At 35.8% G+C, this 26,519-nt stretch carries 21 protein-coding genes; 4 read left to right on the top strand and 17 right to left on the bottom strand.

Translation table 11 applies throughout. The features are described from left to right. Positions 1-184: 184 nt before the first annotated feature. Together LF886_RS20445 and LF886_RS20450 are read left to right on the top strand one after the other, a co-directional pair. A complete protein-coding gene (locus tag LF886_RS20445; RefSeq protein WP_236851372.1) occupies positions 185-589 on the top strand; it encodes a helix-turn-helix domain-containing protein in 405 nt (134 codons plus the stop codon). Between the two features lie 266 nt (positions 590-855). Next, positions 856-1,311 (top strand): hypothetical protein, encoded by a 456-nt coding sequence (locus tag LF886_RS20450; protein ID WP_236851373.1) that lies wholly within the window; start codon positions 856-858, stop codon positions 1,309-1,311. 37 nt (positions 1,312-1,348) lie between these two features. Here the strand turns inward: LF886_RS20450 and LF886_RS20455 are convergent, their stop codons facing one another. The 10 genes from LF886_RS20455 to LF886_RS20500 form a co-directional block, all read right to left on the bottom strand. Next, positions 1,349-1,843, bottom strand: coding sequence for a hypothetical protein (locus tag LF886_RS20455; RefSeq protein WP_236851374.1), 495 nt, complete (start codon positions 1,841-1,843; stop codon positions 1,349-1,351). Then, on the bottom strand, positions 1,812-3,818 hold the full coding sequence (locus LF886_RS20460; RefSeq protein ID WP_236851375.1) for an RHS repeat domain-containing protein: 2,007 nt from the start codon (positions 3,816-3,818) through the stop codon (positions 1,812-1,814). The genes LF886_RS20455 and LF886_RS20460 overlap by 32 nt, the downstream gene beginning before the upstream one ends. Before the next feature lie 8 nt (positions 3,819-3,826). Then, a complete protein-coding gene (locus tag LF886_RS20465; RefSeq protein WP_236851376.1) occupies positions 3,827-5,305 on the bottom strand; it encodes a DUF6443 domain-containing protein in 1,479 nt (492 codons plus the stop codon). A 4-nt stretch (positions 5,306-5,309) separates the two neighbouring features. Beyond that, positions 5,310-6,995, bottom strand: a complete 1,686-nt coding sequence (locus tag LF886_RS20470) for a hypothetical protein (protein ID WP_236851377.1) — start codon at positions 6,993-6,995, stop codon at positions 5,310-5,312. A gap of 387 nt (positions 6,996-7,382) precedes the next feature. Further along, positions 7,383-8,633 carry a hypothetical protein gene (locus LF886_RS20475; protein WP_236851378.1) on the bottom strand — a complete coding sequence of 417 codons (1,251 nt, stop codon included), beginning with the start codon at positions 8,631-8,633 and terminating at the stop codon, positions 7,383-7,385. A gap of 5 nt (positions 8,634-8,638) precedes the next feature. Continuing rightward, positions 8,639-10,261, bottom strand: coding sequence for a T9SS type A sorting domain-containing protein (locus LF886_RS20480; protein WP_236851379.1), 1,623 nt, complete (start codon positions 10,259-10,261; stop codon positions 8,639-8,641). 273 nt (positions 10,262-10,534) lie between these two features. Beyond that, positions 10,535-11,992, bottom strand: coding sequence for a TolC family protein (locus LF886_RS20485; protein WP_236851380.1), 1,458 nt, complete (start codon positions 11,990-11,992; stop codon positions 10,535-10,537). Further along, entirely contained in the window at positions 11,964-15,155 is a 3,192-nt protein-coding gene (locus tag LF886_RS20490; RefSeq protein ID WP_236851381.1) for an efflux RND transporter permease subunit, read from the bottom strand. Before LF886_RS20490 ends, LF886_RS20485 begins: the two co-directional genes overlap by 29 nt. Positions 15,156-15,176: 21 nt before the next feature. After that, positions 15,177-16,259 carry an efflux RND transporter periplasmic adaptor subunit gene (locus LF886_RS20495; protein ID WP_410685644.1) on the bottom strand — a complete coding sequence of 361 codons (1,083 nt, stop codon included), beginning with the start codon at positions 16,257-16,259 and terminating at the stop codon, positions 15,177-15,179. A gap of 147 nt (positions 16,260-16,406) precedes the next feature. Continuing rightward, positions 16,407-16,793: a hypothetical protein gene (locus tag LF886_RS20500; RefSeq protein WP_236851383.1), complete on the bottom strand. Its 387-nt coding sequence runs from the start codon at positions 16,791-16,793 to the stop codon at positions 16,407-16,409. A gap of 654 nt (positions 16,794-17,447) precedes the next feature. Here LF886_RS20500 and LF886_RS20505 point away from each other — a divergent pair. Beyond that, entirely contained in the window at positions 17,448-17,840 is a 393-nt protein-coding gene (locus tag LF886_RS20505; RefSeq protein WP_236851384.1) for a multicopper oxidase domain-containing protein, read from the top strand. A 38-nt stretch (positions 17,841-17,878) separates the two neighbouring features. Continuing rightward, on the top strand, positions 17,879-18,313 hold the full coding sequence (locus tag LF886_RS20510) for an META domain-containing protein (RefSeq protein WP_124530756.1): 435 nt from the start codon (positions 17,879-17,881) through the stop codon (positions 18,311-18,313). A gap of 71 nt (positions 18,314-18,384) precedes the next feature. On the opposite strand, the gene LF886_RS20515 is transcribed toward LF886_RS20510, so the two are convergent. The 7 genes from LF886_RS20515 to glmS all read right to left on the bottom strand — a co-directional run bounded on the left by LF886_RS20515 (position 18,385) and on the right by glmS (position 26,510). Beyond that, the gene (locus LF886_RS20515) at positions 18,385-18,642 is read right to left on the bottom strand and encodes a SemiSWEET transporter (protein ID WP_236851385.1); all 258 of its coding nucleotides are present in this window, start codon (positions 18,640-18,642) and stop codon (positions 18,385-18,387) included. A gap of 34 nt (positions 18,643-18,676) precedes the next feature. Then, positions 18,677-19,711: an NAD(P)/FAD-dependent oxidoreductase gene (locus LF886_RS20520; protein ID WP_236851386.1), complete on the bottom strand. Its 1,035-nt coding sequence runs from the start codon at positions 19,709-19,711 to the stop codon at positions 18,677-18,679. Between the two features lie 56 nt (positions 19,712-19,767). Beyond that, positions 19,768-20,706: a gliding motility protein GldN gene (gene gldN, locus LF886_RS20525; RefSeq protein WP_124530759.1), complete on the bottom strand. Its 939-nt coding sequence runs from the start codon at positions 20,704-20,706 to the stop codon at positions 19,768-19,770. A 22-nt stretch (positions 20,707-20,728) separates the two neighbouring features. Further along, on the bottom strand, positions 20,729-22,318 hold the full coding sequence (locus tag LF886_RS20530) for a GldM family protein (protein ID WP_236851387.1): 1,590 nt from the start codon (positions 22,316-22,318) through the stop codon (positions 20,729-20,731). A gap of 53 nt (positions 22,319-22,371) precedes the next feature. After that, positions 22,372-23,070 carry a gliding motility protein GldL gene (gene gldL, locus LF886_RS20535; protein WP_236851388.1) on the bottom strand — a complete coding sequence of 233 codons (699 nt, stop codon included), beginning with the start codon at positions 23,068-23,070 and terminating at the stop codon, positions 22,372-22,374. A 53-nt stretch (positions 23,071-23,123) separates the two neighbouring features. Then, positions 23,124-24,548 (bottom strand): gliding motility lipoprotein GldK, encoded by a 1,425-nt coding sequence (gldK, locus tag LF886_RS20540; protein ID WP_236851389.1) that lies wholly within the window; start codon positions 24,546-24,548, stop codon positions 23,124-23,126. A 108-nt stretch (positions 24,549-24,656) separates the two neighbouring features. Then, positions 24,657-26,510 carry a glutamine--fructose-6-phosphate transaminase (isomerizing) gene (gene glmS / locus LF886_RS20545; protein WP_236851390.1) on the bottom strand — a complete coding sequence of 618 codons (1,854 nt, stop codon included), beginning with the start codon at positions 26,508-26,510 and terminating at the stop codon, positions 24,657-24,659. Positions 26,511-26,519: the final 9 nt, after the last annotated feature.

Here is a 26,519-nt window from a genome sequence, read left to right on the forward strand (position 1 = left end):
GCAAATTAATGAGCGGCTGCGGAGACTTACTGTAGTGGCAGAAAGCACCTCGGAAGCTATTGAAGACAGTTTATAAAATAGTTCCCGACACTTTAATAAGTATAACAGGAATATTTTACCGGACATTTTTTAACCTTTACTTTACAGAATGTATTATCTTTGAATCTTCACAAATTGATTAAGAATGGACTACAAAATACATCAGGGAAGAAATGTAAAACGTTTTAGAGAAATGCTGGGAATAAAACAGGAAGCGTTGGCTCTTGATTTAGGTGAAGACTGGAACCAAAAGAAGATTTCTTTTCTTGAACAAAAAGAAACCATTGAAAACCAACTGCTCGAAAAAATATCCGAAGTTTTAAAAATTCCTGTTGAAGCTTTTCAAAATTTTGATGAGGAGCAGGCTGTGAATATTATAGCGAATACCTTTGGAGAACATGGTATTGGATATCAAAGAAATGATAACCCTATTTTCAATCCTATTGAACAAGTAATAAAACTTCACGAAGAAAAAATTGCGTTGTATGAACGTATGTTGAAAGAAAAGGATGAAATGATGAGCAGGCTTGAGAGGCTGCTTGATAAGTAAGAGATAAAAAAACACTGCTGACGCAGTGGTTTTGTTTTGTTTGTGGACACGAGCGAGACGCTCGCGCCAGCAGAGGGAAGAAGAAAACGCTACATTCGATAAAGAGACCGTAGAGCGTATTAACAATATTCAAAAAATGGATCCTGATACCATAAATATTCTCTTTAATGTTATTAATACCTATATCCAAAACTTTAAAACTAAACAGGCTTTTAGATAAACATACTCCAATAAGATATACTAACACTAAAAAATATTGCTGTACTATGAAAAAATATTTATTTGTTATGACTTTTTGTATTTCTTCTTTTGTTCTTGCTCAAGAGTTTACACCACCACCGCCTCCAAAAATAGAAATAACCGCAGATAAAAAAGTCCTTGTTGATGAACTTATTAAAGTAACAAATTTTGAAAACTATGTTTACAATTATTGCAAAAGCATAATTTTACAATATGCGCAACAGAATAAATGGGATGACGATAAGACACAGCAAATATTAAAAAACAGTAATTTCAAGTACTTTAATCAGATGTTTTACTATACTTTCAAAGATGACTCAAAAGAAGATTTGAAAGACTTGGTTAAATCATTTAAACAAATAAATCAAAAAAGAAAACCGGATGAGTTTCTAATTCCTAATGATTTTCAAATACAAAAAGATTTAATTCAATTTACAATAAATGTAATGCAAGGGCAATATCTCCTTAATAAAAAACAATAAAATAAGCGACCTTCGGTCGCTTATTTTTATATAATTTCTAAAAATAGTTCTGAAAAAAATATCCAGGAGAAGGAATAATAGAATCGATTTTGGATTTAATTTTCGAATTACTATTAATCCACTCTTTCAATTTAATACTATCATCTATTGCATCACCTATAGGAATATTGGAGTAAATTCTGTTGTTATAAACATCATTATTTAGGTATATTACTAAAAAATTATTGTTTATTCTTTTCCTAGCATCCCTATAAGATAGACTTCCAATATCACAAACAGATTCATACTTTCTTCCATTCAAATTAAAAGTGTATATGTAATTAAAACCTGTTCCTCTTCCATATCCTTTAACTTCTTTTATTTTACCAACTGTATAAAGTCCTTTCTGCTTATAGGAATTTTTAAAAATTTTAACAAAAAAAAATTGATATGAAAATATTCCTGCAAAAACAGCAATAAAAAATAAAATGTAAAACTTTCGTTTAAAAAAATCATTATAACTATTTTTGTTTTTTCTGTATTTCTGTTGCATTTATTGCTGCTGCTCCATACATACCAGTTCCAATAAGGAAATTATTTACACTTATTACAGCCTTATCCATTCCTGTAGCTCCAACTTTTGTAGCTCCATTCACCTTTCCGAGTCCTTTACTTCCTAAAGCAAATCCAATATTAGAAAAAGCTTCTTGAGGAGACATTCCATTACCATTAAATACAGTTCTAAATGCAGATTCACCGGTTATTAGTTTTTTAGCAGAAAGTTCACTAACTCCACCAAGAATCTCTCCAGAACCATATGCTCCAAAAGTATCTCCTACAACACTCATTATATTGACATCTCCTGTTCCTAGAAATTGAGTAGCTGTACTTAATGTTGCCTTACCTGCCAAAACTTCTGCTGAACCTCCAGAAACTAAAAAAGGAGAAGATTCCAATAACATAGGAAAAGCAACAAAGCCTGCCATAAATTTTCCAAAGTCATCTACAGGTTTCATATTTGTGTATTCGTCACGTGAAGTAAAAGATTCTCCATTTACTGTATAATTGCCACCTTCTCCTAAGACTATACTTTGATTTTCACCTGTATTTACTCCATTTCTTGATAATGTTGTATCATATGAACTGTTTTTATCTCCTCTTCCGTCTGCATATGATGTATAACCTGCCGCTGCTGCCTGTTCTGGTGATGTTATATCACTTCTGTAGTGCCAAGTATCGAAAGGACCACCTCTTACCCAATCTTTATTTTCTCTTCCGTCCGGATCAATAAATCTCAAAGGATTATTAAAAGCATAGTTGTAAGGACTATAACGAGACATTTTCTCAGCTAATGGATCAACAACTCCCCATCTTCCCAGATCCGGCATATACATCCTCGCTCCATAATCATACATGCCCGTTTCCTGTAATTCCTTACCATTGTACTTGTATTTATATCCAGGATTTCCAGTTAATATATTATACCCCTCATGCTTCAATCCAAAAGGATAATAATTACTTTCTTCAATGATCTCTGTTCCTGCTCCATTTTTAGCATAACTTATTCTAACATTTCCAAGATGGTCAGTATAATTATATACATACTTTCCGGTCTCAACATTGAAATACCCTTCTGCTGTTGGGAAAAACTTTAATACCGAATCAGTATACTGGAAGCCATCCAGATAATCTGTAGTTTTTGTATCAAAAACCTTTTTTACTTTTACTCCATCTGCTCTGTAAGTATATTCCGCTACTTTGGAGTTTTGGGTAATTTTTCCTGGTAAATTTAGATAATTATATTGGATGGAGGAAATTCCTTTATCAGGTTGAATAGTCATATTCCCATTGCTGTCATAGGAGATTTCATTGCCCCCTACGGGATATCCGGTATTATTAAGATAAGCATCTGATACTTTATTAAGCTTATTCCCCGTGTAAGTGTACACCAGATTATCAATCACTAAAGCGGTAGCACTCCCTGAAAGGGCTTCCTGCGTTCTTACCAGATTCAGAATATTTCCATTCACATCATAGGCCAGAAGCTCATTGTATTCTTTTCCGGAAGGGTTGGTGTCTTTTTGATAAAAACCTGCGGTAAGCCTGTTCAGGGTATCATATACATAACCGTATCTTCTCAGATTACTATTGGAATCTGTGGAAGTTTTCCAATCAACCTCTGCTATGTTTCCGTTGTATTTAGGTTGTACTTTGTAGTTAGAATAATCTGTATTTGGAACTTCCAGACCTTCTACTTTGTTGTATTTTATTTCATAACCAAAAAGGTTTGCTCCTAAGTTTTTAGGATCATTAATTTTAGTCATCCAGCCACGGATATTATAGGCATAACTGATATTCTGTAATGGACTGGCAAGTGTTCCTCCTATTTTTTTACCGGTAAGCTGCGAAAGTTCATTATAGTTATTTTGGGCAAGAATTTCTACAGGATTACTATCCATCTGATGTTTATGAACCAGTAATCTGTTCTGATTATCATATTCAAAAGTTTCAGTTACCACTCTCTCCACATCTGAATTTAACCGCTTATGTCTGGTAATGGTTTGTTGGGGTAATCCTGCAAAATCCAGTTTGGATTCTGTATGGGTATAACCCCCAGATGATTGATAGAATGGGTTCCAACGGCTCTTCCTTTCTGATCATAGTAGGTATAGTTTTTTGTCCAGTTATCATCTCCAATATTCTTCACAAAACTCATTACGGGAAGTCCTTTGGTACTTCTGCCATCCGTGGTCGGAGCTCCTGTTAAAACCGTCATCTCAGGTGTATTCGCCGGAAATGAAGGATTGAAACCATACCCCGGATAGCTATCATAATAGTGTAAAGATAATAGCTTTACCCATGTGGGAGATTTGGGATAGGTAAGATCAGAACTGCCATAATAGACATCCATTCCCTGCCTGTTAAAAAACGCTACATTTCCACGGTCTACACTATTGAAGCCGAAGGTGTTGGCATCTGTCTGCTCCGCAGCTCTTGTAAGCCCTACATCAAGACTGGTATTGAGTCCTGTTTTAATACCCGTATAAGCAACTCTTCCAAACTGGTCATACTTGGTGTAGAGCCACTGTCCTTTCAATCTCATTTCAGCATCCTGGCTGGCCACCAGCCTGTCCTGCTTATCATACACCATAGATTCCCAACCTTTACCAGGCAGCTTTTTTTCTACCAGTCTGCCTCTGCCATCATAACGATACTGATAACATAATGTATCAAGTAAATCATCCGTAATTGTCTGATGTACGGCTTTGGGAGATATTACAAAAGCCAGCTGGTCATATTCATTGTAAACATAATAGGTGTCTATATGCTCTGCTGAGCTCTTTACTTTTCTCACCAATACAACCTGACCTCTTCCATTTTTAAATTCTATTGTTTCATTGCCATCTTCATCTTTTACAGAGTTTTTATAAAGTTGGTTAGGTGCATAAATTGTAGCTGGAGATAGGCTTACTATACTTTTTGTAACTCCGTTTTCCCAAGTGGTAACCGTGGCGTACTTATACACTTCATTAAATCCGTTGGCGTCATACCCAAACTTTACAGATTTTCCGTTCCAGTCGTTACCTACCTGTTTTTGTTCCAAAACTCTGTCTAAAGGAGAATTTTCAATAACCTTTTCAGAATATATCTTTTCAGAGCCACCATAGGGTGTAGCAGCCAGACTATTCAAAGGATCAGGAATAATCGCTCCATTGAGAGTTCCTCCTTGAGGAACAGGAAGATATTCCTGCACCTGTCTTCCAAACTGGTCATATTTGATGGGAGTCACGACATCCCGTCCTAATGGAGATGCTTTTACATTAACAATTTGTTTGGGTCTTCCCAAGCCGTCAAAATACTGTACCGTTTCTGAGGATTTTGTAGGGGAAGTGCCATTATAATCCAGATATGTTTTGGTCTGAACATAGTTTTCTGTATTAGAAAGCGGAGAAAGCTGGGCATATATTAAGTTTGATAAGAGTAAGGCTCCTATCGGTAGTATTAATTTTTTCATCGGTTTAGTTTTTGTAATTGTATTTCATCTCCTTCAATACTTTGCCATCCATATTGATTACTTTTTCAAGTCGACCTGCCGAATCATATATATAATTTTCTCTGATACCGGATGGCGGCGTGATGCTTCTTACTCCAATTAATGGATCATAGGTGTAAGTGATAACTGTGTACCCGGATAACGCAGGATTGCTTCTGAATGAATTCAATGCTGACAAAAATGCAGTCTCATCATTGTTTACACCTGCATCTGAATCTATATTGGAAGCAGTAATAATTTCTAAAGTACCAGGAGACATAGCTGATAAACGTACATAAGTAACTCCCTCTATCTTCGCAATTGGAACTGTTTGATTATATCCCCAGACAATACTAACAGGAATTCCTGCTTTTGTGGTGTACTGAAGTAAATTTCCTTTTTCATCATATTTATCATAGTGGATAGCTTCTTCCATTTCTCCACTAGATAGATTTTGAGATAATGCTGAAATAGGAAGTGGCAATCCAATTGTTTTAACATCAGCCTCTACTTGCGTATACGGATATAAATTTTCTGCTTTAGAGATCACCTTTCCATTTTTCTTTGTTTCCGTTTCTAGTGAAATACCAATCATATTTTTACCAGTTAAATATTGATTGTTTTTTTCTGCTGCATACTTATAATTTGTTTCTAACAAAGATTGATCAGGAAAAATAATTTTAACATCCGTCAACTGTTTATCTGTATTATTATACTGATAATCGTTGGTCTTTACAATTTTCTTAGCATTAACATTTATTACATCGTTAAGAACATCTGTCAACGGAATATCTTCCATAAAGTCCGTTTCTATTGTTTTCTTTAAAGTATTAGAATAAGTGGTTATGGGAAAAAGCCCTATAATTCTATTAAAAAGCTGAGTCCCAGGTGTTATGTTTGAAGGATATAATGTAGGAGTATAAACGTCCAATCCTATAAGATTATATATTTTATTTGTTGTATTAAATTGATAGTTATTCTCAATCATTTTTAATGCGAAGAAATTATTATTTTTCTTAACAAATGAATAGTGTTTAAGAAGTGTTCCATTATTTTTATCATAAAACGAAACCCTTTCAAGATTTTTACTCATCAAATTAACAACATATTCAATATTTTTTGCACTGTAAGGGTTGGATGAGTCTGGCTCACGTAATGTCTGAAATTGATCAAACTCAGGCGCAGAAAAAGTCTTTACTTCACCGCCTTTTTCAAAATCATCACCACCATGACTTATTGTAACATTAGGATAGATATTATCATTTTCAATATCTGATAATGTATAATTATTGATTCCTGATGTAAAACATAATTTTCGAATACTGTACTGGCCTCCTCCAAATGGTCCCCCACTGTCGCACATACCTTCAAAATACATATTTCCTAAGAAAAATTTTTGATAATCAGCTCTAGATAAAGGAAGCCCATCTGCATTATGAATATTTTGGAAGTCACTATAGTACAATCTTTTGATATTTGAAATAGTACCTTCAACTGTTTGATCATACATTCTCTTTAATCTAAGGCCATGATCTTCAACTTTTGTATATCCAATATAATAATCTGCATTAACGGACGATTCAAACGTAATATTAGGTCTTAAACATGTAATAACAATTTTATACTGGCTGTTAGGATTCGTATTTATCTCGAGAATTTTATTAAAATCCATTTGAGTTTTTGGAAGATAATAGTTTTGGTTAATCAATATCTGATTTGAAGTAATATCAACAACTTTTAAATTTGATGCTCCTTGGTTATTAGGAATAGTAGACGGATCGTCTTGGTGGATATTAAAATTTAATTTTATTATCTAGTACAATATTTCCATGAATTGTCATTGAATCTTTTACAACCACAGGATAATAAGCATCTGTATTTGTCCCAACCGTTTTATTATCGCGTGTTTGTTTTTTTATACCTAATGATTCGTATTCAAAATGTGTACTACCCTTTGTCGGATAAGTAATGGATGTCAGCGTTCCTTTTTTAGCAAAATTAAAATCAGCTCTTCGGTCTGCAAAATTATAAGTACTTAAGTTTACATTAAGGTTAGCTCCTAATAAATTGACATCAGGAACTGAAGTTGTATTCCTTTCCCGTTGTTATATCCAAAAGTATCTACAGAAAAAGCATTTTTCTTAGGAACATTATTAGCTTCATCATAAGTAAACACATATTCATTTTCGAAAGTCTTTGAACCTTGTGAATAATTATAATTTTGAAGTTTATTCAGAAAATATTTGTCATATCCATCTATGTAAGTAAAATCTATTGTTTTCCTTTTTTCATTTTTATAAAATACGTCAATGGAGGTCAGTTTATCATAAAATGAAAAATTATTTGCTTGATAATAGAAATTTATTGAAATATTATTCGAAGTAATCTTTGATATTTTCAACGGATTCATAAGCCTCAAAGTATTCACTGATGTTGGAGGATCTGGTACATTTTGAGGAGGACACTCTGACGGCTGACTGGAAACAGAGATTATTGATTTGTATAGAGTTGTGGACAATATGATACTTTTTGTATAGGTTTTTTCATATTGAAAATTAATTGTATTACCATCTGGATATTCTATTTTTGTCAGGTAAAAGCTGGTTATCCCTGAAGTATTAAGAGACTCTCTACTAGCAGTAGTTTCCACAGCATTTTCCCCTCCCAGATAGAATTTCACTCCTTTATTTGTTGTGATCACAAAAGCATTGGTTTGTGAAAAGTTTCCTATGGTACTGATTTTATATAAATGTTCATCCGTTATCAGTACAGGATTAAGATTTTTGTCAAGATAAAAGCTTCCTGAATATCCGGGGACTGTAAAATTGAAAATATCTACCTGTGTATCATTTATATTGCCATTAAGGTAAGATGCTAATTCAACTGCTTGCGGAGTACCATCACTTGCATTACCCAAATTAGTAGCAGTCTGAGAATCATTAAAATAAATTCTTCTGCTGCTATCTACAGTTTCATCAGCCTGGCCATATATTGTTCTATTAATGACTCCACTGGATTCAAGCACCCAGCTCATTCCTACACTCGTAGGAATATCATTGACCTTAACTCCAATCTTTGCGTAATTAAGAATTATGGAATGCTCTAATCCGTTGCTCTTTAGATTATACACAGGAATGCTAATTGAAGCCATGCCTCTGTATTCATTTAGTGGAGTCTTCCCGTATTCTGTTCTTAAAAAAGACTCCGTGGAAGGAGGAACTACTTTTGGAATATTAAAAGGGTCAGGATCTGCTTGCCCTTTAACAAAGATCATCGGAATAAATAATAATAAGTTTAAAAAAAGTTTCATGCTGGTTATTTTTTGATCAGCTTAGCGTTCGCTGTTTTATTATTGTTAGTTTTTATAGTCACCAGATACGCTCCCTGAATCAAAGCCTGAGTATTAATCTTAGTTACTCTGTTCTGGGTTTTTAGGTTCTGAAGTTGTCTGCCGCTCATATCATACAAGAGAATATCAGCATCCTTAAAATCAAAGCCGATTTCTACATAAGCATAGTCTGATACTGGATTCGGATAGATCTTGATATCATATTTTTCAATGAGTTGATCAACCTGCTTGTCTCCCAATTTCACAATCTTCCAGTTTTCTTTGCCAAGCTCTTCTGCACTGGTTCCGGCTAAAACAATTGAACCATCTCTGTTGAGTTTTAAATCGGAAAGCCTTTCCTCTTTCTTCCTGGATTCTCCAGTGATATGCTTTCTCCACTGTTCATTACCATTTTGATCCAAGTACAGGATCCAGAAGGTTTCATCATCGGTTTGTATTCTTCCTTCTGCCTGAGTGTAGCCTCCCAATAAGATTCCTTTGGAAGATTTGTCATCTGCAGAATGAATCACGCTCATACTCATTAAAATATCACGGTTCTTGAAGTTGTAGGATTTCTGCCATTGTTCATCGCCTCTTTCGTTTAAAGAAATCAACCAAAGGTCTGTTCCTTCTTCAATTCCTACGGTTTTGTTTCCTGATCTTTCCGATCTGGATTCGCCACCAATGATAAAACCATTTGACGTTAAAGCCAGAGTCCTGATATGATCGTCTCCTTTCCCTCCAAAGTTCTTTTCCCATTCTACTTTTCCGGTTTTGTCCAATTTGACAATCCAGTAGTCGCCTTCACCGAAGTTGTCGCTTTGTTTTGAGGTTGTAGATAACAGATTGCGGGTTGCAGGTTTTTCAGACGGAGTATTACTATTGATCGTTGATTGCTGATGGATTGTTTTAACAGATCCGCTTCTCGAATACATGCCGAGTAAGGCGCCACCATCTTTTGTTGGAATCATCTTTTCTACTTCGTCTAAGCCTTTTCCGCCTAAAATTAATTGTGATAATTCTTTTCCGTCTTTATCCAGCTTCGTAATCAAGACGTCTTTGGAACCATATCCTTTTGCAGCGTTTTGTACATTTCCGGCAACAAAGAATCCTAAATCGGTCGTTTGAATCACGGCTCTGGCTTCTTCATCGGAAGAATTTCCCAAGGTTTTCTGCCATAGTTCATCTCCAAATTCATTGATTCTGATCAGCCAGATGTCTGAGCCTCCTTTTGAATCCTCTTTTTTATCCAATCCTTTTCCTGAATAGGAGGTTCCGGCTAATAGAAATCCGCCATCCTGTGTGGTAACTGTGGCTGATAAATAATCGTGGTTTTGCCCTGAAAAGTATTTTTCCCAAACTTCATTTCCTTGCTGATTGAGTTTAAACAAATGGAAATCGTAGCCGTTGTTTTGTTTGCTTCCTGAAGCCTGCTGTTTATTGCTTTGAATAGAGCTTCCCGTGATCAGATATTGCTGGTCGATGGTTGTGGTGACCTGGCTTAGAAAATCCTGGGTAGAGGATTTGATATCTTTCTGCCATACCACTTCCTGAGCAGAGATGCCCAAAATCGTGCATAAGGTAAATACACCGATATAGATTTTTTTCATTCCTGTGTTTTTATTTTCTGAGTTAGCAATTATTTTATTGAAACTTCGCGAATTTAACGGTTTTTAAGAAACGAAAATCAACTTAATGCAGTTTACTGTAAATCATACTATTAATAATTAAATTTTCTTTATGATGGGTTAAAATTCGTCTTATTCTGATGTAAAATTATCTCTGCGCAGCGACAGAACTTGTCGTATAAAAATAAAAAAGGGCCAATCCTAAAAGAATTGACCCTAAAACATTAACTGTTTATTGATTGAATTATGATATTTTTATTTCCAGCCGCCGCCTAAACTTTTATAGATATCGACGACTGTACTAAGCTGCTTCTGTTTTGCTTCAATAAGCTCCATTTTAGCATCCAGCGCATCTCTCTGGTTCAAAAGAACTTCAAGATAATCTGCTCTTGAATTACGGAACAATTGATTGGCAATATCAATAGATTGATCCAGAGCTTTGGTTTCCTGTGATTTCAATTGATAATACTGATCTATGTTTTTAACCTTTGACATGAGATTCGCAACATCCAGATAAGCATTCAAAATTGTTTTATCGTATTCGTATAATGCCTGAATCTGTTTTGCATCTGCAGTTTGGAAATTGGCTTTTATTGCACTTTTATTAATCAGTGGCCCCGCCAGTTCACCTGCAAGATTATAAGCAATTGATTCCGGTAATTTAACAAGATAAGATGGCTTGAAAGCCTCCAGACCTAATGTTGCAGAAATTTCCAAAGAAGGATAAAATTCTTTTCTTGCCGCTTCCACATCTAGTTTTGAAGCCTTTAATTCCAGCTCTGCCTGCTTGATATCAGGACGGTTTGCCAGTAACTGTGATGGAATTCCCGTATACACTGTCGGAGGAATGGTAGACATAAAGTTTTCCTTTGCTCTCACAATTGGCTGTGGATATCTTCCCAGCAAAGCATTGATTTCGTTTTCCTTCTCAGTGATTTGCTGACGGATCGTATATTCTGCAGCTTTGGATTTTGCCAATTCTGCTTCAAATTTCTTTACAGCCAGCTCCGTTGCAGCAGCAGCTTCCTTCTGAATTTTAGAAATTTCTAATGCTCTTTGCTGAAGCTTGATATACTGTTGTATGATATCCAATTGATTATCAAGAGCCAACAATTCGTAATAATTGTCTGCCACTTCTTCAATAAGATTAGACAACACAAAGTTTTTACCTTCTACTGTAGAAAGATAATGGGCTACTGCAGATTCTTTTTCAGTTCTGAGTTTTTTCCAGATATCAATTTCCCAGCTTGCATTCAACCCTGCTTCAAAATTTCCCAGCGGATCCGGCATTGCCTTTCCGGGTTCTATTTCCGTAGTGGCATCACCGGCTCCTTCGCTCGTATAGCGGCCTGCTTTTTTCAGCCCTGCTCCTATTCCTGCGGAAACAGTTGGTGTAAGTCTACCTTTTTTAGCTAAAACACCACTTTTCGCAATTTGAATCTCCTGAAGGGTGATGAGTAGTTCCTGATTATTCTTTAAAGCTGTTTCAATAAGGGTTACCAGGTTTGGATCAGTAAAGAACTGTCTCCAGGGAGTCGTTCCGCTATTGTTGTTAGCATCCTGCTGTTCTTCCTGATTAAAGTTCTGAGGAATATTTTCTTTTACCTCGTCTTTTATGACAGTCGCCATCGGCGCCTTACAACTTGCAAGAACAAGTGATAAGGCAATGGCTGTGATTATATTTTTAGTCTTCGAATTTTCCATCATGTTCATAAGGTTCAGTTTGTTCTGTTAAAGGATTCTCTTCTTCATATTTTGCCAGTCTGGATTTGTCTGCAATGGTTCCGAAGATGTAATACAATCCTGGGATAATCATCAATCCGAAAATAGTTCCGATCAACATCCCTCCTGCCGCTGCAGTACCAATCGTTCTGTTACCAATTGCTCCCGGTCCTGTTGCAACAACCAATGGAATCAATCCGGCAACGAATGCAAATGATGTCATTAAAATAGGACGGAAACGAATAGCGGCTCCTTCAATAGCTGCTTTTGCCACAGGAATTCCTTCTTCGGCTTTCTTCTGCACAGCAAACTCTACAATCAACACGGCATTCTTACCTAAAAGTCCGATTAGCATGACCATGGCCACCTGTGCATAGATGTTATTCTCCAATCCTAAAAGTTTTAAGCATAAGAATGCTCCAAAAATACCTACCGGAAGGGATAAAATTACCGGAAGCGGAAGGATGAAACTTTCATATTGTGCAGAAAGGATCAGATAAACGAATCCTAAACATACCAGGAAGATAAATACCGCTTCATTTCCACGGCTTACTTCATCTTTGGAAATACCCGCCCAGTCGATCCCAAAACCTCTCGGAAGGGTTTTATCCGCTACTTCCTGAATAGCTTTAATCGCCTGTCCACTACTATATCCAGGTGCCGGAGTTCCACTTACCTCTGCAGAGTTATACATATTGTGTCTGGTAATCTCAGATAATCCATATACTTTTTCCAGTCTCATGAAGTCTGAGTAAGGAACCATCTGATCTTTATCATTTTTAACATACAGCTTCAACAGATCTGTTGGTAAGGCACGATATTGTGGTCCTGCCTGAACAATTACCTTATACGGCCTGTCGAAACGGATGAAACTCGTCTCATAGTTGGACCCGATTAATGTGGATAAGTTATCCATCGCTTTTTCAATGGTCACTCCTTTTTGCTCAGCCAGATCATTATCAATCTTAAGCATATATTGCGGGAAACTCGCCGAATAGAATGTAAATGCAGATCCCAGTTCCGGACGCTTCTTAAGCTCCTTCACAAAATCATTACTCACCTGCTCCATTTTATGATAATCTCCACTTCCTGCTTTATCCAGCAAACGAAGTTCAAAACCTCCTGCAGCTCCATATCCCGGAACGGAAGGCGGTTGAAAGAATTCAATATTGGCACCCGGAATATTTTTGGCTTTTTCTTCCAGTTTTTCAATGATTTCTGCAGCAGATTCTTTACGTTCTTCCCAGCTTTTAAGGTTGATCAGACATGTTCCTGAGTTGGATCCTGTCCCTTCGGTCAAAATCTCATATCCTGCAAGAGATGAAACAGACTGTACACCGTCAATATCTTCAGATTCCCTCAGAAGTTCTTTGGCTATCTGATTGGTCCTTTCTAATGTAGATCCCGGTGGAGTCTGAATAATTGCATAGATCATCCCCTGATCCTCTGCTGGAATAAATCCTGTAGGCAAGGAGCTGCTCAGGAAGAATGTAGCGGCACAAAATGCTAACAATAACGGCAATGTTATTGTCTTTTTTGTCACTGTTTTATTCAGCATCTTCTCATATCTCCCTGCTCCTTTTGTAAATACATTATTGAATTTATCAAGGAAAAGATTAATCGGAGTTTTCTTTTTGGCTTTTCCGTGATTATTTTTTAAAATCAATGCACACAATGCCGGTGTCAATGTAAGTGCCACAACCCCTGACAGGATAATGGATGAAGCCATTGTGATAGAGAACTGACGGTAGAATACCCCTACCGGACCAGACATAAATGCAATCGGAATGAATACAGATGCCATTACCAGCGTAATTGCGATAATTGCTCCACTGATCTCATGCATCGCCTCTTCTGTCGCTTTCAATGGGGAAAGATGTTTCTCTTCCATCTTGGCGTGAACGGCTTCAATCACTACAATCGCGTCATCTACCACTACCCCGATCGCCATTACTAAGGCAAAGAGGGAAATCATATTCAGGGTAATGCCAAAGGCTGACATGACCGCAAATGTTCCTACCAATGAAACGGGAACAGCCAGCGCCGGAATCAAGGTTGAACGCCAGTCCCCAAGGAATAGGAATACCACGATGGCAACCAAAACGAAAGCCTCAAATAAAGTATGGATTACTTTTTCCATGGAAGCATCCAGGAATCTTGAAACGTCATAACTGATGTCGTAATGCATTCCTTTAGGGAAGTTATTTTTCTCAAGATCCTTCATCAATGCTTTTACGTTTTTGATAACGTCACTTGCATTGGATCCATAGGATTGTTTTACCGTGATCGCTGCAGAAGGTTTCCCGTTCAATGTAGAATAAATATCATACATGGAACTACCAAATTCTATATCAGCTACATCTTTTAATCTTACCGATTCTCCATCCGGTTTTGCTTTTAAAATGATGTTTCCGTAATCTTTTTCGTTGTTGAAACGACCTGAATATTTTAAGATGTATTCAAATGACTGAGAACGCTTTCCGGAGCTTTCTCCCGTTTTACCCGGAGACGCTTCCAAACTTTGCTGATTCAGAGATTCCATTACTTCATCAGCTGAAATATTGTAAGCCGTTAATCTATCCGGTTTAAGCCAGATACGCATTGCATATTCACGGGTTCCCAGGATATCGGCAAAACCAACACCACCTACTCTTCTCAATTCAGACATTACGTTGATATCTGCATAGTTGAAAAGGAATTTCTGGTCAGCTTTAGGATCATCACTATACAAGTTAATATACATCAACATGTTAGGTTCCTCACGGGTGATCTTTACCCCTTCACGTACTACAAGAGGCGGCAGCTTATTCACTACTGAAGATACACGGTTCTGAACGTTTACTGCAGCTACGTTAGGGTCTGTCCCCAGATCAAATACAAGCTGAATGGAAGCTTCTCCATCATTTCCAGCATCTGAGGTCATATATTTCATACCCGGAACCCCATTTAACCCTCTTTCCAAAGGGATTACTACGGATTTAATCAACAATTCGTTGTTAGCTCCGGGATATTCTGCGGTAATATTTACTTTTGGCGGAGAAATGGACGGGAACTGAGTCACTGGAAGTTTTACCAATGACAGGACTCCCATAAATACAATAATCAATGAGATTACTATAGACAGAACTGGTCTGCGAATGAATTTTTTAAACATACTACTTCATTTTAGAGACCACTACTCTGCTTTTAATTTCAATGACTGAAGAACTTTCTTAGGATCCTGGAATTTTGTTTTCACCTTTTGATCATCCTTCACTTTCTGTACTCCTTCCAGAAGGATCTGATCTCCTTTTGATATTCCTGAACCTATTACGTATAGATCCGGAAGCTCATAAGCTATTTTGATATTTCGGGATTTTGCTACTCCGTTTTTATCGATGACAAACACATATTTCTGATCCTGAATTTCATAAGTCGCTTTCTGTGGGATAATCAAACCGTTATGAACAGGCATTGTCATTTGAATCTTTCCTGTTTCTCCATTTCTCAGAAGCTTATCAGGATTTGGAAACTTCGCTCTGAAAGCAATATTTCCTGTTTCGTTGTCAAATTCTCCTTCAATAGTTTGAATTTCTCCTTTCTGCGAATACATTTCGCCGTTTGCTGTGATCAAAGACACTTGATTACTACCTCTGTCTGCAGCGTGCGTCTGATAACTTAAATACTCAGGTTCAGAAACGTTGAAATACGTATAGATACTTGTGTTATCTGATAACGAAGTCAACAAATCACCTTCATCTACAAGACTTCCCAGTTTCAAAGGAATTCTGTTGATAATACCTGAGAACGGTGCTTTGATATCCGTAAAAGAAAGGTGGATCTGAGCGAGTTTCATTTCTGCATTGGCAGCATCCAGTTTGGCTTTTGCCATTGCTTTTTCATTCTTGGAAACGATATTGTTTCCTGCTAATGTACTTGCATTTTTCAGTTCGATAGAAGCTTGTTCTACCTCTGCTTTTGCTTTTAATAATTCTGCCTGATACAGTTTAGGCATAATTCGGAACAAGGTCTGTCCTGCCTGTACGTATTGTCCTTCATCTACAAAGATTTTTTCCAGGAAACCTTTTTCCTGAGCCCGAACTTCAATGTTTTTTACAGATTGAATCTGGGCTACGTATTCTTTGTTGATTACAGTATCCATTACCACAGGGGATGTCACCGGAAAGATGGTAACTTCTTCTTTTTCTTCTTTTTTCTTATTGCAGCCAACCGCCAACAGAAGGGCACTCAGCGCAATTCCCGAAGCAACTCTTTTTATCATAATTCTAGAGCTTATATAAATCGTTAATGTTTTAATAGAAATAAAACGGTAATAAAAGGGGGTACGATGTAATGATTACCAACATATACAACGCAAAGTATATCCACCTGAAATCAGGCAGAAAATGAATAGATCGATGAAATTTTAAATTCTGATAGAACGGATAAGAATAAATCTTTTGGCAGTAAGGCCAAAAACAAAACCGTGAATATCTGATTGGAATCGTTTGTAGCTTTTTAATCCAAAAATATAAACAAGACTAAAAACTCCTGCAAAAACAAGAACAGCCTGACATATATCAGACAGCTGAAAATCATTCTCGGCAAGTTCTAAAGTAGAATTATCTACATTGTCGGACATTTGTTGAACAGAAAGTTTTTCAAAAGTCTGATTCAAACGGTTGGCTTTTTTGGGCAAATGATGAGAAACATGGCCGCTATAGTCATTTCGAAGAGTTTTAACGTCAAGTCTACTTTCTACTACAAAGAGCAGAAAAAGACCGGTTAAAAAGTATACTATAAAGTTTCTCATTTTGAAGTTGCAAATGTACACCCAGATTATGACATTATCATCATGGATTAACAAAATTTAACTATCCTTTAAAATACCTGAATATAAAAACCTGATAAATATTAAATATTTCCTTTATTCAAGCATAATCTGAACAATTCTGACATCTCATCTGTGCAAGTTTCAGTTTTCAAAAACTAAGCCATCTTTGTTGATTTAAGGAAATTTTAATTTTAAATCTGTTGCGTTTTTGAACATTTTAAAAGCAAAAAAGCCTCTATTGTAAAGCCCTTTTTTGACTGAATTAAAATAACTTAACCTAACTTTTATCATGATTTCATATAATTAATATTAACTTATTGCTTGTCTCTCTTTTTTAAATTACTTTTGCCGAAAATTAACACAAAACCAAATGAAAAATGAAAAAATTACAATATCTTACTGAAAACAAGACGCTTAAAAACCTTGCACTAGCCCCTATTTCCTTGATTTTTCTACAATAATTATTATTTCCCGTATCCTAAAAAATGATTCAAAAAACAGTGAGATAAATCCAATTTGATTTATATTCTCTGTTAGTTTATGAAAAATTAACACATATTTATTAAAAATATTTGTAAATTTATAAGGTATTAACACCATAATTCATGAAACACTTTAAAATCACTTATCACTATGAAAAAATTATTACTACCAATCCTTTTTGGATTGACCGTTCTTTCCCTAACAGCGTGTAAGCATCCCGGAAAAGAAGCTGAAACGATTGCCACTGCTACACCCGAGAATACAGACAACATTTCCAAAGATGTGTATGTTGACAGCTATGGAGAAAAGATAGAAGTCACTATCAACAACACTAAAAATACAGCAACAATACATTTAAACGGTAAAACTTTTGATCTTAAAAAAAGTGATGCTTTACCTGAGTATACTGCCTCCAACGAAGAGTATCAATACTCTGATATTAAAGGCAATATAACGTTCCTGAAAAAGAATGTAGATATGGTTCTGTTCCACCTTAAACAGGCAAAAAAAGAGTCTGGCCCAGCTAAAATGGCATCGTATTAGCATAGGGATTAGCATTCATCTAAAAAAAAATAAACATTATGAAAAGTTTATATTACTATTTATCAGCACTTATTATTGCAGCATTTTTAGTTGTTTCTTGTAAGACACAAAATGCAGAAAAAACAACAACTGATATTACAGGAAAAACTTGGAAACTTACAGAGCTTAACGGGAAACCCATTGAACTAAAGAATCCTAAAAACAATCCATATTTCAAGCTTGACATGAAAGAGATGAGATATCAGGGCCATGCAGGATGCAATGGATTGGGAGGAACTTTTGAGATCAAGCCTGATATCATGAGAATTAAATTCAATCAGGGAATGTCTACGATGATGGCTTGTGAAGATTTGGATATTGAAAACCAATTTACAAAAGCAATCCTTGCAGCAGATAACTATTCTGTGAATGGAAATACTCTTACTTTAAATAAGGCAAGAATGGCTCCTTTAGCCAAATTTGTTCTTCAATAATATTATTTCACTTCAATAAAAATACAAAGACGCCTCATTGATAAGGCGTCTTTTTTATGTCGTGTTATCAACTATTTTTTATTGTATTTTATATAACAGATTAAAAGGCTCGTATTCACCAAAACGGCAAATGAGTTTGATAATATAATAGGCAGTTCATCTTTTTTAAAACCATACCATACCCATAATGACAGCCCTGAAATAAGGACTAAAAGCATAAGTAAAGAAATATCTTCCACATTCTTTTCTCTGATTACTTTTACAAGCTGTGGGATCATAGAAACAGAAGTAAAAACTCCGGCAATTATACCTAATATATTTTCATTCATAGATTTACGCTTTGGATCTGTACACTAAGGTACACTATTTAAATCTGTTCAATGAGACTTCTTCATGCAATGGAATATCTTCTTCAATAAAACGGAATAAATCTCTTGAAAAATAGCATCCATTGAGGATTCCGCGAGCTCCAAGTCCATTAAAAACATATAGATTACTGAATGTCTCATGCCTTCCAATAATCGGTCTTCGGTCTTTTACTGTAGGACGGAAACCAAAATGCACTTCTTCTACTTCAAAATCGTAGGGATAAAATTCAGAAAGTCCCTTCACCAATTGTGAAACCGCTGATTCATCGATATGATAATGAAGCTGCTCTCTGTCGTAAGTTCCACCGTAAAAATAAAGCCCGGTTCCGGTCGGAAATAAAAAGTGTTTCTTTTTAATGGTTATATTTTCAGGAATCGGTTGGGAAAGTTTCACTTTTATATGATGCCCTTTATTGGGAACTACTGCTATTTCTGAAAAGTATGGATTATCTTTTACTCCCATTCCTTCGCAGAAAATAATATTTTTGAAAGAAATATCTTTATAAACCGATTCAGAAGAATTTAATTTGCTGTAATCGAATTTTTCTTTTACCCAATGATCATTTTTTTCAAAATAACTGAATAAACCACTAAAAAATCCATTAACATTAAGCCTGGCAGATTGATTCACCTTTCCCGTCTGAAAATCGTTTTTTACCACCTTTAAACGATCAAAATTTTCGTCAAGAAAAGCAGATAATTCTTCATTTCCTGATTTTTTCAACCATAAGTTCTGCTCGTTCTCATCATGAAAGATTCTTCGAATGGAGGCATTGATCAGATAATTTTCTCCTGTATAGGATTCTATTTCTTTAAGACTTTCCTTCAGAAAATCTATTTGTTCCTGTGCTTTCCAGAATGTTGTGAACTTCTTTAGAACAACAGGATTGATAATTCCTGCTGAAACCTGAGAAGCACTTTTTCTTCCTTCAGAAAAGACCACAAAAGACTTTTTATTTTTAATGAGCTGATGAGCCAGAAAAAGCCCCGCATATCCGTCTCCTACAATAATATAATCTACATTTTTCATAATAAAAAAAAACCTGAGTAAAAATACTCAGGTTTTCTATAAATATCAAGTGAAATCTAGTAATTCCACATATCATTTTCCATGTCAAGAATCTGTGCCTTGATTCTGTCACTTTCTTCCAGCTGCTCATCAGCATTTTTAGGAATATAGTCTTTAATAGTACCGTCTCCTAAACCGCTTGAAGATTTATAAATGATAGAAGAGAATCTTCTTGCATTGATAACATCATCGAAAGATAAATCAGCAGATGAATTTTTTCTGTTGAAAACATAATTATTTGCTAAAATATCTCTTGCACTTGGATAATAGATCCAGAATAAGTCGATCAATTCATCAGCACCAGCTAAAGGCTGACCGTCAGGGCCAATTCTTCCAACAGATGTAGGATCTGGTCCCATAGCTGCAATACCAAGAGGTCTGTATTTCATTTGACCGTCTCTCTTATCGATAAACCACATACCCATCACTTTAAGAACTTTCACCTTATCAGTTGTTGTTCTGATGATATCTGTTAATCTTTTTTTCTCGTCCTCTGTAAGCGTTCTTCCAGAGTTAAGGATATCAATAGCTTCTTCATCAAGTCTTACACTTTCCAATCTTTTCTGAATGGCTTCAGGTGTAAGTCTTGTAACGAAATTTTCATCATCATAAACTTCTTTGATGTCACCCTTAAGTGCTCCATCAAGCAATAACTGATATAAGGATCTTGTAGAACTTGAAAGAAGTCCATCTGGATTGTCATAATAGAATGGCTGGTTGATCTTATCATTCATATCAATGATCTCCCAAACAAACATACTCTTGTAAATATCTTTGTCATCAACAAAACCATATTCAAGAGGTTTTACTTTATTGCTGATAACAGTATCCCCTGCTTTTCTCATTGATTCAGACCTCATTTGTCTAAACTCCTCGGGAGAAGCAGCATTCAGAATAGTTTGGGAAAACGCGAATCCCGAAACTAAAACTAAAAGGGTGCTAATATATTTTTTCATAATATGATTTTACAAATTAACCTTATTGTACATTAATAATTACAGGTGAAATCTCCTTAAGTCTCTGGTTTCCAAGTCCTGTAGCAGTTGCCTGAATATCATAGATCTGAACTACATCGCCTGGTCTAAGATTTCTAAGCATACCTTCTGCTCCTGATAATGAACTACCTTGAATCAGAGTACCTGCTTTTCCTGGAAGCTTAATGATAAAGCTATTTACAGTAAATGAAACAGGGAAGTCAAAGTCTGGTAAAGTAGCTGAAATAATCTGGTTAGGTATAGAACCTGCCGGCATAAAGTTTACTGCTTTACCTCTGATCTGACCCTGAGGTCTAGGAATATTCTTAATTCTGTATTCAAATACCTGAGAAACAGTTTTACCATATGGATCAGTTCCTGATAATGTTAATTTAACTACGTTTCCTGTAGTAGGGGTAACATCCCATTTACCTGTACCTGTACTTTTCACAGTAGCTCCTGCAGCAGATAATGAAAGTCTTGAATTGTCAGCACCTAAGATTGATCCTGAAACAGGGTTCTCAAGTCCTCTATACATTACATTCATTTTATCTGCAGAAAGTAATAATCCTTTTTCAAGTTTTACTTCTCTTGGTCCTGCAATTACATTATAAGTATGCGTCCAAGGGAAAGATTGTGGCTTACCTGTAGCATCTGTCAATGTAATAGTACCTCCTAATTTATGTTCACCAATTCCAGAACCTGAAATTTGGGTAATACCTTTACCGTTTTCTACTCTGCTTACTCCAGAGATGCTGATCTTATTGCTGTTAGAATAAGTTCCTAACATTACTTTTACTTCTGCTTGTTTTCCTGCCTGGATATCTACCGGACCTGAAACAATAGGCTCATAGCTTGAGAATTTAATATTCGCATCTACTTTTTCCTGAAGTAATAGTGCCAATGCATCAGACTGTACATTTCTGGCATCATTTTGGATAATCTCCAAATTAGATATTGCAGCGATTAACGGCTGATGATAAAATTTATTTTGGAACCAAGTCTTTTCGTTTGGAGATGTTCCCTTAGGATATTCTGCAATAAGAGACTTGTTAGCTCTTTCAACTAAATCTTTAAGCTGAGCATTATTACCAAAAGTAGCATTGATGTAATTTCTTACGTCATCAATTTTAGCTTTTAAATCTAATGCATTCTTTGAAGGTGAATTTTCATCTCCTTCATTAAAGAAATATTCAGTAGTTGCTTCGTTATTGTTAAGTGCAGCAAAGTTCTCACTTACATCAATATCTTTTCCTTGAGCATCTTTTTCATGAAATTCAGACTGTTTTTTCAACAGATCCTTGATATCCTGAGAAGATTTTACCAATACATCAATCTTAGATTTCAGTACTTTATACTGAGACCAAGGCTGTGCGTAAGTATCAGGAACCTGCTGAGCCTTCGCTTCCAGCGTTCTTTCAAATATCTTTTCGTTCTTTTTTTCTGTTAAAGTTCTGGTTTCATTCAATGCTCTGGTAGAGTCATAGTATGATCTGATGATTTCTGCATCAATATTTAGGGCCATCATCGCGATGAACACCAAATACATCAGGTTGATCATCTTCTGACGAGGGGTCTGTTTTCCTTGTGCCATTCTCTTTTCTTTGTTTTTTGATTAAGTAGTTAAATTTAGAAATGGTTTAGGAATTAAGACTTCATAGCAGTTAACATACCACCATAAACTCTATTTAAATTATTAAGATTAGAAGTTAAACCTTGTAGTTCTTGATTGAATTTCTCAGACTGCTCTGCAGATTTCTGCATGTCTGCTACATATTTGTTAGCAAACTCAGATTGTTTTTTACCGCTTTCCAATTGCATTGTATAAAGAGCATTCATACTTTCCATATGCTGAGCTGCTTTATTTAATTGGTCATTATATTTATGAGTAGAAGCAGAAACATCAACAGTTTGATTGATCTGATCAACAGAGTTTGAAAATTTATCAATTCCTGTTCTTAATCTATCAAATAATTGAACGTCTAATCTTGCATCTTCAAGCATTTTGTCCAATTTTTTTGAAAGAGAATTTTCTAATTCAGCAAATTGAGCTGCAGCATTATTATTTCTAGAAGAAACATTAGAATGTAAAGGATTTGGGTTAGCATGTTTATCTAATAACTCAGGATAAACATTTTCCCAAGCATAAGACTCTTCAGATTTTGGAGGGTCAAATGCGAAAATGATAAAGATAATAGCCTCAGTAATAAGTCCTACCGTAAGAGCGATATTACCATTAATTGGTCCCAAGGTAATGTGAGTAATTTTAAGCCAAGCTCCAAGAATTACAATTGCAGCACCGAATGAATAAAAGAAATTCATCCAAGCATCTTTAGTCTTAAACATATTGAGTTAGTTTTTTTAATGTTAAATAAAATTGTTATTGAAAAATTGTCTGATTAATTTCTGTTAACTCTTCTTGGTTTAACAGCTGCTTCAGGAATATCCTGTACAGTTCTGAATCCGATATAGCTTCTTGCGGAATCTTTTCTTTCCCAATCTCTAGCACCTGTCATTAGGGCATATCCTATATCTTTCCAAGATCCACCTCTTACAGATTTCTTCGTATCTTTTTTATCCTTAGTAGAAGGATTTAATGTAGAAGAGAACCCACCTGAAGAGTTGTTAAATGAAGATAATGTCCATTCAGAAACGTTTCCAGCCATATCAAATAACCCAAACCCATTTTTCTTAAATTTCTTAACTGGAGCTGTATATGTATAAGTACCTTTTTTCTCGTCTTCCATGTAATTACCTCTCTTCGGTTTGAAGTTAGCAAGGTAACAACCTCTGTCATCCATTAAATATGGACCACCCCAAGGGTAAGTAGCATTTTGCATTCCCCCTCTTGCAGCATATTCCCATTCTGTTTCTGTTGGAAGACGGAACATTAATGGTTTTTGTTTTTTTCTTTTTAAACTTTCGTTGTAATCAGATTTCAATTTAGATCTGAAGTTACAATAAGCTCTTGCCTGATCCCAAGTTACTCCAACTACAGGATAGTCTTTGTAAGCTTTGTGCCAGAAATACTGTTCAAACAAAGGCTCATTGTAAGCAAAGTGGAAATCTTTTACCCAAACGGTAGTATCAGGATAGATCGCGATACTTTCGCTTTTCAGATAATTAGCTCCTCTTTCGTTATCAGCAACTGCAGCGTCCATATCTCCCCAACGGTAAGTATATTTAAGCTTGCTTACATCTAAAATTCTTTCGTTTCCAATTCTGGAAGAAGAAGGTAGATACAGAGATTCTAAAACTTCTGCGTATTCTACATCCGGATATTTTGTTGTGCTCCAATGCAAAGGAATTTTCCAATCTAATCTTTTGCTGGCATCATAGCTTCCGTCTTCTCGGCCACCCTGGCCTTCCATATATTCTTGATAAGGTGTTAAGTTTTCTTCTTTTTTAGCAAGATATGCATAGTCTCCAATGCTAGCTCCTTTACGTCCGCCTTCATCACCACCTTCTCCGGCAGCTTCAGCTAGTAAAGTTCTCGCAATAGAGTCTCTTACATAATTGATAAATACTCTGTACTCCGAGTTGGTAGTTTCTGCTTCATCCATGAAGAAAGAAGAAACAGTAACAGTCTTCAATGCTGACTTTTCAGGAGTATTTGTTGGATCCTGGTCTGCTAAACCAGCAACAAATGAACCTGCTGGAATTGCGACCATTCCGTATGGTCTTTCCGCAACAAATGATTTAGTTTTTTCTCTTGGTATCAATTCTCCTTTTGTTCCTGGCTTCCCTACAGAAGAGCTGCCACCACCTGAACAAGATACCGATGCTACCGACGCAGACAATAATAAAAGAAATATCCTTTTCATGTTAATTTTTATAATTAAGCCGTAAATATATAATTTTTTTAAGAAACTTTTAAGATTTTTTTTAAAATAACGAAGGAAATCTAAATTTATTTTATTTACAACAACTTTTTACTCTACGGTTACAGATTTTGCAAGGTTTCTCGGTTGGTCTACGTTGGCTCCTCTATATACTGCAATGTAATAAGCAAGCAGTTGCAGAGGTACGGAAGCAACAATAGGTGAGAAACATTCTGAAGTTTCAGGGATTTCAATAACATAATCTGCCATTTCACTCACCTGACGGTCTCCTTTATTCACTACAGCGATAATTTTTCCTTTTCTCGCTTTAATTTCCTGAACATTACTTACAATCTTATCATAGTGACCTTTTTTAGGTGCTATAATTACAATTGGCATGTTTTCATCGATCAGGGCAATCGGACCGTGCTTCATTTCTGCAGCCGGGTATCCTTCTGCATGGATGTAAGAAATTTCTTTTAGTTTTAATGCTCCCTCTAAGGCAGCAGGATAATTGTATCCTCTTCCTAAATAAAGGAAGTTGGTTGCTTTCACAAAATCTTTTGCAATATTCTGAGTCAGCTCATGGGTCGTATTCAACACTTCTTCAATTTTCTTAGGAAGAGCATCAAGCTCAGCAATTAAGCTCATAAATTCAGCATTTCCTAAGTTTCCGTTGTGTTTTCCTAATTTAAATGCAATTAAAGTAAGAATAGTAAGCTGTGCTGTAAATGCTTTTGTAGAAGCAACTCCAATTTCAGGACCAGCATGTGTATATGAACCTGCATCTGTAATTCTTGCAATAGAAGAATCTACAACATTACATATACCATATATAAATGCACCTTTTTCTTTTGCCAGCTTCAAAGCAGCCATTGTATCAGCTGTTTCTCCAGACTGAGAAATGGCAATCACCACATCTTTGTCTGTAATGATAGGGTTTCTGTATCTGAATTCTGATGCATATTCTACTTCAACAGGAATTCTTGCGTATTCTTCAATAAGGTATTCTCCGATAAGACCGGCATGCCATGAAGTTCCACAAGCAATAATGATAATTCTGTTAGCGTTTTTGAATCTCTCAAGGTGATCCCAGATCCCAGCCATTTTGATTACTCCTTCATCAACAAGAAGTCTACCTCTCATTGTATCGTGTACAGATTTAGGCTGTTCAAAGATCTCTTTAAGCATAAAATGCTCATATCCACCTTTTTCAATTTGTTCAAGGCTCATTTTAAGCTTCTGAATTTCCGGCTCAATTTTAGAATTATCATTGATGGTTCTGATATCTACTCCATTTTCAAGAGAAATTGTTGCCATATGTCCTTCTTCAAGATAAATGGCTTCTTTTGTAAATTCTACGAAAGGTGAAGCATCAGATGCAATAAAATATTCTTTATCTCCGATTCCTATGGCAAGAGGAGATCCTAGTCTTCCTACTACCAATACCCCAGGATAATCTTCATGAAGTACAGTAATTGCGTATGCTCCATATACTTCGTTCAACGCATATCTTACAGCAGTAGGGAAATCTATTTCTGGATTAAGATCCATAAAATATTGAATAAGATTTACCAAAACTTCAGTATCTGTTTCTGACTTGAAGGTATATCCTTTTTCAGTAAGCATTGTTTTAATGGTATCATAGTTTTCGATAATACCATTATGTACAATTGCTATTTTTCCGTTATTTGACAAATGCGGGTGGGAGTTTCTGTCACTTGGAACTCCATGGGTAGCCCAACGGGTGTGCCCCATTCCAATTTTATACTTCCCTTTTAATTCTTTAGAAATATTCACCAAATCCTCAACCTTACCTTTTGTTTTTTCAACCTCCAGTTTATTATCTGGACCTTCTAAAACAATCCCGGCACTATCATACCCCCTATATTCCAATCTTCTAAGACCATTGATTACAATTTCGTAAGCGTCTTGAAAACCCGTATATCCTACTATTCCGCACATATTATTTTG

The sequence above is a fragment of the Chryseobacterium sp. MEBOG07 genome (genome assembly GCF_021869745.1).
In the GTDB taxonomy this organism is placed as follows: Bacteria; Bacteroidota; Bacteroidia; order Flavobacteriales; family Weeksellaceae; genus Chryseobacterium; species Chryseobacterium viscerum.